This window comes from Micromonospora sp. LOL_024, assembly GCF_048060415.1.
Lineage (GTDB): Bacteria > Actinomycetota > Actinomycetes > Mycobacteriales > Micromonosporaceae > Micromonospora.
In genome coordinates this window covers 72,303-84,619 of the sequence record NZ_JBHMIS010000018.1, presented here as the reverse complement: position 1 = coordinate 84,619, position 12,317 = coordinate 72,303, and the positions used below count along the sequence as shown (strand labels likewise).

Here is a 12,317-nt window from a genome sequence, read left to right as displayed (position 1 = left end):
CTGACCGAGCTGCGATGCCACAGAAATTTGGAAGCGGCGTGCGTTTGACCAGGGTGTCGCATCGGCAGGTGGGGTTGGAACGGGCGGTCGCCGAGGACGTGCTCGACGAGGACGTTGACGCAGATGTGGTCGCGCGGGGCGCCGGTGCCGCGGACCTGAACGGCGACGCCCGCCCCTACGATTGTGGCCATGCCGAACACCTCCCCACTTCGGGCCAGCCTGGCGGCGGCGAAGAGTGGAATCCTCCTGCTCAGTCTGACCCCGCCCCGGCGTAGCTCCACGCCGGGGCGGGTTGCGGAGATCGCCCGGGTAACCCGAGACCGCCTCGACCGCCTCGACCTCGACGGGCTCATCCTGTACGACATCGACGACGAGAGCGACCGCAACGAGGAGGAACGGCCGTTCCCGTACCTACCCACCATGGACCCGGCCGAGTTCTACCGCGAGCATCTCCGCGACTCGCGGTATCCCGCGGTCATCTACCGGTGCGTGGGCAAGTACGCCGAAGAGGAGTTCACCACCTGGCTGAAGTCGGCCGACACCGACCGGGTCGTCAGTGTGTTCGTCGGGCCGTCCAGCGGGCAGAAGGCGGTACGTACCACGCTGTCCCGGGCGCACGCGCTGCGCACCGAGGTCCGACCGGGCCTCCTGGTCGGCGGGGTCTGCATCAGCGAGCGACACACCCGCTCCGGCGACGAGCACCTCCGGATGCTGGCAAAGCAGGACCGAGGCTGTGCGTTCTTCATCTCCCAGGTGGTGTACAACGTGGACGCCGTCAAGACAATGCTGTCCGACTACTACTACGCCTGCCGGGACCGCGGGGAGACGCCGCGCCCGGTCGTCCTGACGCTGTCGGTGTGTGGGTCCATGAAGACTCTGTCGTTCCTGCAGTGGCTCGGCGTCAACGTACCCGGCTGGATGATCAACACGCTGGACCACGCGGAGGACCCCCTCGCCGAGTCCTACGAGCAGTGCGTGGCGAACGCCCGCGATCTGACCGCGTTCTGCCGACGGCTCGGCATCCCCTTCGGCTTCAACGTCGAAAGCGTGTCGATCCGCAAGGTCGAGATCGACGCGGCGGTCACCCTGGCGGCCGACGTCCGCGCAATCCTCAAGGGCTAGCGCACCGTGGGCGCTGGACGCCGTCACACTGTCTCGGGTACGCCTGCCGGCCCGCCGTCGTCGGGCATCGGCTCGACCGGCGCCTCGGGCAGCCCGCCCAGCGTAGCGGGAAGCAGCTCTTCGCCGGTGTCCGGCGCGGGCTCAAGAGGTCGATCGTTCTCCCCGGCGACCCGGCCCTGCTGGTGGGCGGTGGAGCCCAGCGGCAGAAACGCGTCGTCATCGAGAACCCGTGGCAGGTGTGCACGCAGTCGACCGCCGCCGCCCAGGTGCTGACGGCATGGCGCCAGGACCGAGTTCGCGGACACGCAGTCCCGCGGTGATCCCGGCGTCACTGCCGCCGATGACTACTCGCGTCATGCCCGGTCCGGAATGAGTTCCCCGACGAGTTTGTCAATGCGGTCGCGGATCTCGTCGCGGATGGGACGGACCGCTTTGACGCCCTTGCCGGCAGGGTCCTCCAGCTTCCAGTCCTCGTACCGCTTGCCGGGGAAGACGGGGCAGACGTCGCCGCAGCCCATGGTGATTATGACGTCCGAGGACTCTACCGTTCCGTATTCGAGGAGCTTCGGGGCATGTCCGGTGATGTCGATGTCGACCTCCTGCATGGCCTCGACGGCGGCCGGGTTGATCTGGTTGGCGGGCTCGCTGCCAGCCGACCGGACCTCGACGGCGTCACCGGCGAGGTGGCGCAGCCACCCGGCGGCCATCTGCGAGCGGCCGGCGTTGTGCACGCAGACGAACAGAACGCTGGGCTTGTCACTCATTCCCGCACTCCTTGAGTGGTGTCAACTGGTGGCGGCGAGGTAGGCGGCGTTGCAGGTGGTGCGGCGCAGCTGTCGTGCCGCTGCCCGGCAGTTCATCGCACGGCCGGAGGCGACGTGACCCCCGGAAACAGCCGGCGGCGCAGGCCGAGGCTGACGTAGACCAGCGCGACCAGTACCGGCACCTCGATCAGTGGTCCGACCACGCCGGCGAGGGCCTGGCCACTGGTTACCCCGAACGTACCGATGGCCACCGCGATGGCCAGTTCGAAGTTGTTGCCGGCGGCGGTGAAGGCCAGGGTGGTGGTGCGCGCGTAGTTCAGGCCAATGGCGCGGCCCAGGGCGTAGGAGCCGGCCCACATGATGGCGAAGTAGGCCAGCAGCGGCACCGCGATCAGCGCCACGTCCCAGGGTCGGGAGGTGACGGCGTCGCCCTGCAGGGCGAACAGGATCACGATGGTGAACAGCAGCCCGTACAGGGCAACCGGGCCGATCTTGGGTAGGAACGTTGCCTCGTACCACTGGTGGCCCTTTGCGCGCTCCCCCAGACGACGGGTCAGGAAGCCGGCGAGTAGCGGGACGCCGAGGAAGATCAGGACGTTGGCGGCGATGGCCCAGCCGGTGACCTCCAGCTCGGCGCCGGGCAGGTTCAGCCACTGCGGCAGCAGGGTCAGGTAGAACCAACCGAGCAGGCCGAAGGCGAGGACCTGGAACACCGAGTTGAGCGCGACCAGGACAGCGGCGGCTTCCCGGTCGCCGCAGGCGAGGTCGTTCCAGATGATGACCATAGCGATGCAGCGGGCCAGGCCGACGATGATCAAACCGGTCCGGTACTCGGGCTGGTCGGGCAGGAAGATCCAGGCCAGGGCGAACATCAGCGCCGGGCCGACGACCCAGTTGAGCAGCAGCGAGGACAACAGCAGCCGCCGGTCACCGGTGACAGTGTCGAGGCGGTCGTAGCGGACCTTGGCCAGCACCGGATACATCATGATCAACAGGCCGAGGGCGATCGGCAGGGAGATTCCGCCGACCTTCACCGCCTCCAGGGCGCTGTTCAGGCCGGGAATCGACCGGCCGAGCAGCAGACCGGCTACCATCGCCAGGCCGATCCAGATGGGCAGAAACTGGTCAAGACGGGACAGGCGGCCAACTACCGCCGTGGCTCCCGGCGAACGCTCCTCGACGTCGGTCATCAGCACTCCCTGCGCGTGTCGCTTCGGGCGCGCGCGTGGCGCGCCAGGTTGGTGAGGTACCCGGCGGCGACTTCGAGGGCTTCGGGCACCAATCGGTAGTAGGTGAACCTTCCGTGCGGTTCGGCCACCACCAAGCCGGCCTCGCGCAGCAGCCGAAGGTGGTTGGAGATGTTCGACTGCTTGGCCCCGGTGTCCTCCACCAGGTGACAGGTGCAGGCCGGGCCACTGGCGAGTAGCGCGACGATCTGCGCTCGCAACGGATCCGCAAGTAGCCTGATCACATCAGGAGCTAATGATATCAGCACGAGGTGATGTAACTATAGACGGACGGCCGTCGTCCACCTCCCCGAGCCGGCCCGTTTGGCGATCGTTGACACGCTGCTGGCGGGAGACGCGTCCCCGGGCGAGCTGGCCCGTGCGCTGCACGTCCCGACCAACTGACGGCCACCACCTGAAGGTGCTTCAAGACAGCGGTCTGGTAGTCCGCCGCCGGTCCGAAGGGGACCGCCGCCACACCTACGTGCGGCTGGTGCCCGAGATGCTCCACGGCCTGATCCCCGCGCCCACCCGGACAGCGCCGCGCGTGGTGTTCGTCTGCACCCACAAATCCGCCCGATCGCAGCTCGCCGCCGCGCTGCGGGCTCACCGAAGCAGCATCACGGCGGCGTCGGCCGGAACCTCCACTCCTGTCGGCGTACGGACTCGCAGGTGGTGAGGTCGAAGGAAGCGATACCAGGGCGTGCGCGCGACGCCCTGGGCATGCGCGATGGCGCTCTACCGCCACGTCGTCGATCGTGAGGAGTTGGTGCGCCTGGTCGCCGACTGTGGGCCGGGGTGTCGTGCCAGCGGGTTCCGTGTCGGTGGTAGCTGTGCGTCACCGACCGCGCCGCCCGGGGCCAGCCGGGCGGTGTTGCGGGGCGGATCCGCCCTACGGACGGGGTCAGTGCTCGTCGTAGTGGCCGGCATGTGCCGCGTGCCGGTGGCCGTGGTGGATGTAGTCGAGGTGGTCGCCGTGCGGTACCGGTGAGTGACCGCAGCCGTTTCCGTGGACATGGTCGTGCTCCTCGGCGACCATGTGCTCGCCGGAGGCGCACTCGTCGTAGTGGTTGTCGTGCTTCTGGTGCACGTGCCCGTCGTGGAGATAGTCGGTGTGTCCGTCGTGCGCGACCGCAACATGCCCGCATCCGTCCCCGTGGCGGTGCTCGTGCTGCTCGGCGGGGCGGTGCCCCTCGGTGCTGCACTCGTCGTAGTGCCCGTCGTGTGCGTGGTGCAGGTGCCCGTCGTGTGCGAAGTCGATGTGGCCGAGGTGCTGGACGCTGGAGTGCCCGCACTCCGGCCCGTGGGTGTGGCGGTGCTCCTCGACATGGGTGGGGTGGATGGTGCGGGTGCTCATCTGATCCTCCTGAGGTCGGTTCGCCTCCCGACAATACATGCAGTAGTGCGCATTCGTTTAGTGGTCGGGGGAGTGTCGACTGGTGAGAGGCGGTGAGCGAAACGAAAATCAGTTCCGATAAGCTGGCGGCCACCCCCTCGACGAAGGAGATCTCGTGGCGGTACCGAAGCGGAAGATGTCGCGGTCGAACACCCGGCACCGGCGGGCGCAGTGGAAGGCGGTCGTGCCGCAGCTGACGCCGTGTCCGTGCCCACGCAAGGAGACGGTGGTACCGCACCGGGCCTGCGTCCACTGCGGTCTGTACCGGGGCCGTCAGGTGGTCGATCAGACGTGAGTGGGCGTCTACCGGTGACGGTGCTGTCGGGTTTCCTGGGTGCGGGAAAGACCAGCCTGCTCAACCACGTGCTGGCCAACCGGGACGGGCTGCGGGTGGCGGTGATCGTCAACGACATGAGCGAGGTCAACATCGACGCCGCGCTGGTACGCGACGGTGGGGCGCTGTCGCGGACCGAGGAGCGGCTGGTGGAGTTGACCAACGGCTGCATCTGCTGCACGCTGCGCGACGACCTGCTCGACGAGGTGGCCCGGCTGGCTCGGCAGGGCCGCTTCGACTACCTGCTGATCGAGTCCAGCGGCATCTCCGAGCCGATGCCGGTGGCCGCCACGTTCGCCTTCGGCGTGGAGGACGGGCAGGTGCTCGACGACCTGGCCCGGCTGGACACCACCGTCACGGTCGTCGACGCGGCGGGGCTGCGGAGCATGATCGAGGCGGGTGAAAGCCTGGAGGCGCGTGGGCTGGCTGCGTACGAGGGCGATGATCGGGGCATCAGCGATCTGCTGGTCGACCAGATCGAGTTCGCCGACGTGCTGGTGGTCAACAAGACCGACCTGATCAGCGCGGAGGACCTGGCCGTGGTCGTGGCCCTGCTGACCCGCCTCAACCCGACCGCTCGGCAGGTCCGGGCCGTGCACGGGCGGGTGGCTCCGGCAGAGATTTTGCACACCGGCCGTTTCGACCTGGAGCGGGCGGAGACCGCGCCCGGCTGGGTCGCCGAACTCAACGGCGGGCATGTGCCGGAGACCGAGGAGTACGGCATCTCCAGCATCGTGTTCCGCGACCACCGGCCGTTCCACCCGCAACGGCTGTGGGACCTGCTCATCGGCGGCCTGGACGCCTACGGCGTCGTACGGTCGAAGGGGTTCCTGTGGTTGGCCAGTCGCCCGGAGGTGCAGGCGCTGTGGTCGCAGGCCGGCCCGTCGGGACGCTGCGACCCGGTCGGCGTGCCGGTCGCGGCGTCCGGCGAATGGCCGCAGGACCCGGACGAACGCGCCGAACTGGAGTCCCGCTGGCATCCCGTGTTCGGTGACCGACAACAGGAACTCGTGCTCATCGGCGTGCACCTGGACGGCGACGGCCTGCGCGCAGCCCTGACGGCCTGCCTGCTCGCCGACACGGAGATCGACGCCGGAGAGGACGCCTGGCAGACGCTGCCCGACCCTTTCCCCGCATGGGACCTCGGCGACCTGCACGACCACGAGCGCGCCGGCCCGGTCCCGGTCTGACCATGGCCACCGCCGTGGCACCGCAGGTGATAGCCAGGTGGCGGCGCGACTGGGAAGCCATGATGCGCCACTACCAGCCAGGCCGTGACGATCTCCTCGCCGACGGGTGCGCGACTGGTGTACCGAGGCCCGACACCTGCTGCGGCCCGACGGGCTGCTCCTCGTCGCTGACGCGATGCCCGAGGCCCCGTACCTGCCCAGCGCGCGAGCTGTGGCTCAGACCCGTGGACCGTGTGGTGGGCCGGGCTGGCCGAGGAACCGGCGATGGCGCCGCTGCTCAACGAGCGGACCTCCGCGCTGGGCGTGCACAGCAGCGCGGAGTTCGTCGCCCCGGCCGACTGGCACCGCGAAGCGGCCCGACGAGCGGGATTCACCGACACGACGGTGCTCCGCCGGCACGCCGGCCACGCCCTGATGGCGTCCCGAGGATGAGTATCCACCGCCGCGCGGCGCCAGCGGTGGCTGTCGCCTACTGCCCGACCTGGGTGGGCGCTGAGACGTCACCTGTCGGAGCATGTCGCGCAGATCCCCTTCAGGTCGAGTCGGTCAGGGTGTGGGGTGAAGCCGGTGTGCTGGTGCAGTTCGCTCAGCCAGATGGTCAAGATGTCGGGTGGGCACTCGGTCACCGCCTCGCAGCTGGTGCAGATCAGGTGCTGGTGTGGTGCCGTACCGCAGTGTCGGTAGGCACGTTGACCGTCGAGGTCGAAGGTGTGCAGCAGTCCGGCGTCGGCAAGGCTGTGCAGCGCGCGGTAGACGGTGGTCAGGCCGACGTGCCGGACGGAGCGGTTGAGTTCGGCGTGGACCTCCTGGGCGGTGAGCGGGCGGGAGCGTCCGACCAGCAGAGCCAGGATGGCGCGGCGCTGTGCGGTGGGCGTCAGACCGACGATCCGCAGCTGCGCGTCCGGACCGATTTGGTTGATCATCGCGGGTCAGGCGCGTCGGCCGAGGTGCACGCTGCGGGCGGAGAGCTGGAACAGGTCTTCTCGGTGGCCGAGCCACCGCTGGTCGGCTGGATCGAGGAGGCGGTTCCAGGCGTCCAGGTCGGTGGCGGTGAGTAGACCGGTGGGCCGTAGCCGAGTGACCCGTTGGGCGAGGGTGCTCAGCACGGAACGCCGGGTGATGTCGGGTAGCGGTGGTGGTCGCTCGTCGAGGGTGGTGCGGGTGGTCACCGGAGACAGGCCGGCGTGGCGTAGCGCCTCGGTCCATCCGTACGGCATCCGCCGGCTGTCGGGCAGTTCGGCGCGCATCCGGGTGAACCAGCGGTCCTGGGCGATGTGCAACCTGCCTTCCAGGCCGGGTTCGCCTAGGCCGACGTCCCAGGGCAGGTGGTGCGCGGGTAGGCCACCTTCGGCGAGGGCGAGTCGTCCGCCGGGTGCGAGCAGTCCGGCGAGGGCGGTGACCGCCGCCTGCTGGTCGCCGACGTGGTGTACCGCGGCCGATGCCCAGATCAGGTCGGCTGGAGCGCCGAGCGACTCCCGCAGGGCGGCCGTCTCGGCGGGGATGTCGGCGCGCAGTGGCTCGACGCGTACCCGTGGGTCGGACCACTCGGCGCGGATGTGGTCGCGGGCGGCGTCGAGGACGGCCGGGCTCGCGTCAGCTGCGACGACCCGCCCGCAGACCATCATCCTGGCGATGGCCAGCGCCATGCCGGCGGCGCCGCAGCCGACGTCGACCGCGAGCCGGTCGGCGGGGCCGACCAGCTCGCGGGCGATCGTCAGGTACCAGGCCCGGTCGTGGCGGGCGGCGTCGACCAGATGCGGGGCCAGTTCGGTCCAGTCGACCGGTACCCCGGTGCTCATTTGCCCTGCGGCCCGCGGCGGGCGTACTTCTGGCGGAACTTCTCGACCCGGCCGGCGGTGTCGAGTAGGCGCTGCTTACCGGTCCAGAAGGGGTGACTGGCGGATGAGATCTGGACGTCGATGACCGGGTAGGTGTTGCCGTCGGTCCAGTCGATCGTCTGGTCGCTGGTGGCGGTGGAGCGGGTCAGGAAGGTGAAGTCGGCGCTCTTGTCGCGGTAGACGACAGGGTGGTACTCGGGGTGGATTCCGGGTTTCATGCGGGTCGCGCTCCTTCGGTTTCGGTGTCGGCTTCTTCGGCTGGGTTGAGGGGGAAACAGCCGGCGAACGGGTCGTGGTAGGTACGCCAGCCCTCCTCGCCGTCGGTGAGTTCGGCGTCGGTCAGCAGGCAGTTGGCGAGCGTGCGGTGCAGCTCGACGGGGTCGACGTCGAGCCCGATGAAGACCAGGTGTTGATGCCGGTCGCCGTAGTAGGGGTCCCACTCCAGGGCGGCGGCGAGCCGGCGTTGGTCGTTGACGTGTTCCCAGCGTTCCTCGGGCATGGTGACCAGCCAGTGTCCGAGAGAACCCATGGACAGACCTCCGCCGGCGAATTCCCAGGCCACCACCGTGTCGGGTTGGCTGGCCAGCCAGAAGTGGCCCCGGGAGCGGATCACCTCGGCGTTGACCTCCTCCAGCACGTCGTGCAGGCGCTGTGGATGGAAGGGGCGACGGGCACGGAAGACCGCGGAGACGACTCCACAGTCCGGATTCGGCTCGTGCGCACCCAGCGTGTATCCCTGTAGTCCTCGGGCGAGCACGCCGGGGGTCTCCGGCCGGTGCCGATGGGTGTGGCGTAGCTGACGGGTCAGCGTCCTGGCGTCGACGAGGTCGCCGTCGACCCGGACGTGGGCCGCCCACGGCGCCATCCGCTGCAGCAGGATCGACAGTCGACTGGTGTCGAACTCGCCGTCCTTGGACTGTCCCCAGAGCACCAGGGTGTCGGCGAACTCGATCTGCCGGACAACGACGTCGGCGAGCGAACGGTGGTCGTCCTCGGCGGCGTGAATCCCGAGGGTCCGTAGGTCGTCGGTGCTGGCGAGGCCGTCGAGTAGGTGTTCGGCGTCGAGGACGGTGACGTAGGAGTCGATGCGGATGAGCTCGGTGATCGGTGCGCCGTCGACGAGGCAGTGGGCGCAGGCGGCGGCGACCGCTTCGGGTTCCACCACCTCGGGCAGCATCAGCACCAGGTCCCGGCCGGGATGGCTGCGGGTGAGCCGGACAAGCGTGGGTAGGACATCCAAGCGCAGCGTGCAGGAGACGCAGCCGTGCCTCAGCTCGACCTGCTCGTCCTCCATGATGCCGGCGCCGCAACGGATCACTCGACGGACGACGCCGTCGCGGATTCCGGTGAGGTCGTGCCGGACCAGCAGGAGCGAAGGGTCGGCGGCCAGCAGCGCGCGGGCGACGGCGAAGGTCGCCGCCGGCCAGAACCCGGACAGCACGGTCAGCGACGGCCGGGTATCAACGTCGGCTGTCGCGGCGTGGGTCGGGGCCTGTGGTGACGACGACATCGTACTCCTCTCGACTCAACTGAAAACGATTGTCATTCTAAGCATATGCGAAGTGGCGAAGCCAGCGAGGATGTACCGGTAATTGCGGCCGCGGCGCGGCCTGTCGACGAGTTCTTCACCGTCACGGTCCAGCTGAGGCTCTGCCCGGCTGCCCGTGAGCAGGACGTGGACCGGTTCGCTGCTCTGCTGACGTTGCTGACTGGTGAGCAACGGGCGGCGTCGCCGCCGGACGCGCGCCTGCGGATTCATCCGCAGGCGCGAGCGGTCTACCGCGGCGGCACCGAGGTCCTGCTGACCCGTCGGGAGTACGACCTGCTGTGGTGTTTGGTCGAGCATCCGCGTCAGGTCTTCACCCGGTTGCAGTTGCTGGACCGGGTGTGGGGGCAGCCCTACACCAGTCCCCGCAGCGTCGACGTCCACGTCCGGCGGCTGCGCGTCAAGATCGGCGTCGATCTGCCGGTGGTGACCACGCTGCGTGGCGTCGGTTACCGCCTCGGTGCCGACTGCTCCGTCGAGATCGTTGAGGACCCCGGGATGGAACTGACCGATCAGCTGATGTAAAACTGAAAACCGTTGTCGTTATCGTAGGCCTGCGTAAGGAGTGATCATCGTGTCCAGACGTTGTGACGTCACCGGGGCGAAGCCGAGCTTCGGCAACGCCGTGTCCCACTCCCACCGGCGCACCCGCCGCCGGTGGAACCCGAACCTGCAGAACCACCGCTACTGGCTGCCGTCCGAGCGGCGCTGGATCATCCTCACCCTGACCGCCAAGGCGCTGAAGACTGTGGACCGCAAGGGCATCGAGAAGGTCGTCGCGGAGCTGCGCGGCCGGGGGGTGAGGGTCTGATGGCTCGCCAGACCGACGTGCGGCCGATCGTACGGCTGCGCAGTACTGCCGGCACCGGCTACACGTACGTGACCCGGAAGAACCGCCGCAACGACCCGGACCGGCTGGTCCTGCGCAAGTACGACCCGATCGTGCGCCGGCACGTCGAGTTCCGCGAGACCCGCTGATGGCCAGGAAGAGCCTGGTCAACCGGCAGGCGCGCCGTGAGGAACTGGTGGCCCGGCACGCCGAGGCGCGTTCGCGGCTGAAGCGGACGGTTGCCCATCCCGACACCGAATCGGAAGTGCGCGCCGAGGCGGTCCGCCGGCTCAGCCGGATGCCGAGGGATTCGAGCCCGGTGCGGCTGCGGTCGCGCGATCAGATCGACGGCCGTCCACGTGGAGTGCTGACCCGGTTCGGGCTGTCCCGGGTGCGGTTCCGCGAGCTGGCCCTGCGCGGCGAGTTGCCCGGGGTGCGCAAGGCGTCGTGGTGAAGGCGGCCTCATGTACCGCCGCGCGCAGGTGCGCGTGGTGTGAAAGGGGAGGTATGAATGCGATGGTGAGGGCTCGCGGTCTCGCGGCCCTGGTTGCCGGAGCGGTGGTGGTCGCCGGCACAATGCTGGCGCCCACCGCTGCCTCGGCAGCCGAGAAGGTGGTGCTGTCCAAGGGGCACACCGATGCGGTCGACGTGCACTACAAGGATGGTGCGCTGTCGTTGAAGGTGCACGATGACACGGTCAGCCCCGCGGTGACGCGGGACCCGGCGGACGTGACGTTCCAGGTCCTGCCGGAAGCGGCCATGGCTGTTCCGGCCGATCCCCGGTTCGCCTTCCTCGGGCCGGCGGGGAGCCAGGTCTGGTTGTTGCCGTTGACCCAGGATCCGGATCTGCTCTGGCCCGGCTGGAACACCACGACGCTCGCCTCGGGGGTGTTCGAGGCGAACAAGGTACGGCTCAGCCTGGTGGACGTGCAGGGGCCGGGCGATGTCACGCTGTTCACGCAGGACTCCTTCGGCGGTCCGATCATCAAGTTCCGCTCGGACGACGGGCTGCCGGACGTCATCGACGTGCCGGTGCACACCCACGCGCATTCGAACTGGGCGTTCAGCGCGTTGGGCAACTACACGCTGAAGTTCCAGGCCGACGCGACGCTGACCAACGGCACCACGGTCAGCACCGGGCCGGTCGACTACTCGTTCGTCGTCGGCGAGCTGACCGGCGGCGGCCCGGAGGTCAGCCTTTCGGTCAGTGGCATGGCCGACGAGTACCAGCCCAACGACACGGTCACGCTCAACGCGGTGCAGACGCCGCAGAGCGAGCTGGACCACTACCACTGGTTCAGCAGGTGCCCCGGCACGGAGGACTGGACCATCATTGCGGGGGAGGCGGGTGCGAGCTACTCGTTCACCGCGACCCGGGAGCTGAACGCCTGCGAGTACGTGGCCAAGCTGTACGGCGATGACCACTCGGTGGCCGCGACCAGCGAGCCGGTGACTCTCTGGGTGGCGTTCCCGCAGGATCCGGGCACCTCGCAGACGATTACCGCGTCGATCGACGAGACGCAGGGTTCGCTGGTGATCAGCGTCGACCCGGACGATCGGGCCGTGGTGCTGCCGCCCGCGCAGCTCGGTGCCGGTGGCGACCGTTGGGAGAGCAACGGTGAGCTTCGACCGGTCACGGTGACCGACACCCGTGCCGGCGAGCCGGGGTGGAGCGCCTCCGGGCAGGTTCCGGCCGACTTCACCGGCCCGGACGGAGCGACGTTCAGCGCCGGCTACCTGGGCTGGAGCCCTAGGGTGCTGGCTCAGGGGTCAGGGCAGGGCGTGGTTGCCGGTCCGGAGGTGGCACCGTACGTCGTCGGAGCCGGCGGCGGTCTGGGCAACAGTGCGGTGCTGGGTTCGGCGTCGTCCGGCGCCGGGCGGGGTACCGCGCAGTTGGGCGCGGGTCTGCGGCTCAGTCTGCCCACTGAGACGGCCGCGGGCACCTACACCACGACTCTCACCCTTACCGCGATCTGATCGCCCGAACCTGTCCGGTGGCCCGGCGCGCAACCGCGCCACCGGACGGTCGTGGGGGTGGGCGGGTCGTTGCCGCGACCCGCCCACCCCCGTCT

Annotated in this window: 18 protein-coding genes; 9 read left to right on the top strand and 9 right to left on the bottom strand. The window is 69.2% G+C overall.

All coding sequences use genetic code 11. The features are described from left to right. Positions 1 to 189 precede the first annotated feature (189 nt). Complete coding sequence (locus tag ACFHWY_RS18820) at positions 190 to 1,122, top strand: 5,10-methylenetetrahydrofolate reductase (RefSeq protein ID WP_416581516.1); 933 nt, start codon at positions 190 to 192, stop codon at positions 1,120 to 1,122. Between the two features lie 23 nt (positions 1,123 to 1,145). Here the strand turns inward: ACFHWY_RS18820 and ACFHWY_RS18815 are convergent, their stop codons facing one another. The 5 genes from ACFHWY_RS18815 to ACFHWY_RS18795 form a co-directional block, all read right to left on the bottom strand. Beyond that, complete coding sequence (locus tag ACFHWY_RS18815; protein ID WP_416581515.1) at positions 1,146 to 1,427, bottom strand: hypothetical protein; 282 nt, start codon at positions 1,425 to 1,427, stop codon at positions 1,146 to 1,148. A 48-nt stretch (positions 1,428 to 1,475) separates the two neighbouring features. Then, a complete protein-coding gene (locus ACFHWY_RS18810; RefSeq protein ID WP_416581514.1) occupies positions 1,476 to 1,886 on the bottom strand; it encodes an arsenate reductase ArsC in 411 nt (136 codons plus the stop codon). Between the two features lie 92 nt (positions 1,887 to 1,978). Continuing rightward, positions 1,979 to 3,076 (bottom strand): ACR3 family arsenite efflux transporter, encoded by a 1,098-nt coding sequence (arsB, locus tag ACFHWY_RS18805; RefSeq protein WP_416581513.1) that lies wholly within the window; start codon positions 3,074 to 3,076, stop codon positions 1,979 to 1,981. Continuing rightward, complete coding sequence (locus tag ACFHWY_RS18800; RefSeq protein ID WP_416581512.1) at positions 3,076 to 3,357, bottom strand: ArsR/SmtB family transcription factor; 282 nt, start codon at positions 3,355 to 3,357, stop codon at positions 3,076 to 3,078. The genes arsB and ACFHWY_RS18800 overlap by 1 nt, the downstream gene beginning before the upstream one ends. Positions 3,358 to 4,016: 659 nt before the next feature. Beyond that, positions 4,017 to 4,469 (bottom strand): hypothetical protein, encoded by a 453-nt coding sequence (locus ACFHWY_RS18795; RefSeq protein ID WP_416581511.1) that lies wholly within the window; start codon positions 4,467 to 4,469, stop codon positions 4,017 to 4,019. 154 nt (positions 4,470 to 4,623) lie between these two features. Here ACFHWY_RS18795 and rpmF point away from each other — a divergent pair, with 154 nt between their 5' ends. The 3 genes from rpmF (at position 4,624) to ACFHWY_RS18780 (ending at position 6,464) form a co-directional block, all read left to right on the top strand. Next, the gene (rpmF, locus tag ACFHWY_RS18790; RefSeq protein WP_416581510.1) at positions 4,624 to 4,803 is read left to right on the top strand and encodes a 50S ribosomal protein L32; all 180 of its coding nucleotides are present in this window, start codon (positions 4,624 to 4,626) and stop codon (positions 4,801 to 4,803) included. Beyond that, complete coding sequence (locus ACFHWY_RS18785) at positions 4,800 to 6,032, top strand: GTP-binding protein (protein WP_416581509.1); 1,233 nt, start codon at positions 4,800 to 4,802, stop codon at positions 6,030 to 6,032. Before rpmF ends, ACFHWY_RS18785 begins: the two co-directional genes overlap by 4 nt. A 264-nt stretch (positions 6,033 to 6,296) precedes the next feature. Further along, positions 6,297 to 6,464 carry a hypothetical protein gene (locus tag ACFHWY_RS18780; RefSeq protein WP_416581508.1) on the top strand — a complete coding sequence of 56 codons (168 nt, stop codon included), beginning with the start codon at positions 6,297 to 6,299 and terminating at the stop codon, positions 6,462 to 6,464. A 68-nt stretch (positions 6,465 to 6,532) separates the two neighbouring features. Here the strand turns inward: ACFHWY_RS18780 and ACFHWY_RS18775 are convergent, their stop codons facing one another. The 4 genes from ACFHWY_RS18775 to ACFHWY_RS18760 are packed head-to-tail and all read right to left on the bottom strand — an operon-like array spanning position 6,533 to position 9,380. Continuing rightward, positions 6,533 to 6,955: a Fur family transcriptional regulator gene (locus tag ACFHWY_RS18775; RefSeq protein WP_416581507.1), complete on the bottom strand. Its 423-nt coding sequence runs from the start codon at positions 6,953 to 6,955 to the stop codon at positions 6,533 to 6,535. 6 nt (positions 6,956 to 6,961) lie between these two features. After that, positions 6,962 to 7,831, bottom strand: coding sequence for a class I SAM-dependent methyltransferase (locus ACFHWY_RS18770; RefSeq protein WP_416581506.1), 870 nt, complete (start codon positions 7,829 to 7,831; stop codon positions 6,962 to 6,964). Next, positions 7,828 to 8,088, bottom strand: a complete 261-nt coding sequence (locus tag ACFHWY_RS18765; protein ID WP_416581505.1) for a type B 50S ribosomal protein L31 — start codon at positions 8,086 to 8,088, stop codon at positions 7,828 to 7,830. Before ACFHWY_RS18765 ends, ACFHWY_RS18770 begins: the two co-directional genes overlap by 4 nt. Then, positions 8,085 to 9,380, bottom strand: a complete 1,296-nt coding sequence (locus ACFHWY_RS18760; protein WP_416581504.1) for a CobW family GTP-binding protein — start codon at positions 9,378 to 9,380, stop codon at positions 8,085 to 8,087. The genes ACFHWY_RS18765 and ACFHWY_RS18760 overlap by 4 nt, the downstream gene beginning before the upstream one ends. 45 nt (positions 9,381 to 9,425) lie before the next feature. On the opposite strand from ACFHWY_RS18760, the gene ACFHWY_RS18755 reads away from it, so the two are divergent. Genes ACFHWY_RS18755 through ACFHWY_RS18735 form a run of 5 tightly spaced genes read left to right on the top strand, consistent with a single transcriptional unit; the run spans position 9,426 to position 12,222 of the window. Then, a complete protein-coding gene (locus tag ACFHWY_RS18755; RefSeq protein ID WP_416581503.1) occupies positions 9,426 to 9,941 on the top strand; it encodes a winged helix-turn-helix domain-containing protein in 516 nt (171 codons plus the stop codon). Positions 9,942 to 9,990: 49 nt separating this feature from the next. Then, positions 9,991 to 10,227, top strand: a complete 237-nt coding sequence (rpmB, locus tag ACFHWY_RS18750) for a 50S ribosomal protein L28 (RefSeq protein WP_416581502.1) — start codon at positions 9,991 to 9,993, stop codon at positions 10,225 to 10,227. Then, positions 10,227 to 10,394, top strand: coding sequence for a 50S ribosomal protein L33 (rpmG, locus tag ACFHWY_RS18745; RefSeq protein WP_416581501.1), 168 nt, complete (start codon positions 10,227 to 10,229; stop codon positions 10,392 to 10,394). Before rpmB ends, rpmG begins: the two co-directional genes overlap by 1 nt. Continuing rightward, a complete protein-coding gene (gene rpsN / locus ACFHWY_RS18740) occupies positions 10,394 to 10,699 on the top strand; it encodes a 30S ribosomal protein S14 (RefSeq protein WP_416581500.1) in 306 nt (101 codons plus the stop codon). Before rpmG ends, rpsN begins: the two co-directional genes overlap by 1 nt. 53 nt (positions 10,700 to 10,752) lie before the next feature. Continuing rightward, the gene (locus ACFHWY_RS18735) at positions 10,753 to 12,222 is read left to right on the top strand and encodes a choice-of-anchor M domain-containing protein (RefSeq protein ID WP_416581499.1); all 1,470 of its coding nucleotides are present in this window, start codon (positions 10,753 to 10,755) and stop codon (positions 12,220 to 12,222) included. The last annotated feature ends 95 nt before the right edge of the window (positions 12,223 to 12,317 follow it).

Excerpts from the sequence above, each read along its gene's own strand:
- ACFHWY_RS18765 (WP_416581505.1), bottom strand. The coding sequence starts at position 8,088 with ATGAAACCCGGAATCCACCCCGAGTACCACCCTGTCGTCTACCGCGAC.
- rpmG (WP_416581501.1), top strand. The coding sequence starts at position 10,227 with ATGGCTCGCCAGACCGACGTGCGGCCGATCGTACGGCTGCGCAGTACT.
- ACFHWY_RS18735 (WP_416581499.1), top strand. The coding sequence starts at position 10,753 with ATGAATGCGATGGTGAGGGCTCGCGGTCTCGCGGCCCTGGTTGCCGGA.
- ACFHWY_RS18780 (WP_416581508.1), top strand. The coding sequence starts at position 6,297 with ATGGCGCCGCTGCTCAACGAGCGGACCTCCGCGCTGGGCGTGCACAGC.
- arsB (WP_416581513.1), bottom strand. The coding sequence starts at position 3,076 with ATGACCGACGTCGAGGAGCGTTCGCCGGGAGCCACGGCGGTAGTTGGC.
- ACFHWY_RS18775 (WP_416581507.1), bottom strand. The coding sequence starts at position 6,955 with ATGATCAACCAAATCGGTCCGGACGCGCAGCTGCGGATCGTCGGTCTG.
- ACFHWY_RS18810 (WP_416581514.1), bottom strand. The coding sequence starts at position 1,886 with ATGAGTGACAAGCCCAGCGTTCTGTTCGTCTGCGTGCACAACGCCGGC.
- ACFHWY_RS18770 (WP_416581506.1), bottom strand. The coding sequence starts at position 7,831 with ATGAGCACCGGGGTACCGGTCGACTGGACCGAACTGGCCCCGCATCTG.
- ACFHWY_RS18755 (WP_416581503.1), top strand. The coding sequence starts at position 9,426 with ATGCGAAGTGGCGAAGCCAGCGAGGATGTACCGGTAATTGCGGCCGCG.
- rpsN (WP_416581500.1), top strand. The coding sequence starts at position 10,394 with ATGGCCAGGAAGAGCCTGGTCAACCGGCAGGCGCGCCGTGAGGAACTG.
- ACFHWY_RS18820 (WP_416581516.1), top strand. The coding sequence starts at position 190 with ATGCCGAACACCTCCCCACTTCGGGCCAGCCTGGCGGCGGCGAAGAGT.
- ACFHWY_RS18795 (WP_416581511.1), bottom strand. The coding sequence starts at position 4,469 with ATGAGCACCCGCACCATCCACCCCACCCATGTCGAGGAGCACCGCCAC.
- ACFHWY_RS18760 (WP_416581504.1), bottom strand. The coding sequence starts at position 9,380 with ATGTCGTCGTCACCACAGGCCCCGACCCACGCCGCGACAGCCGACGTT.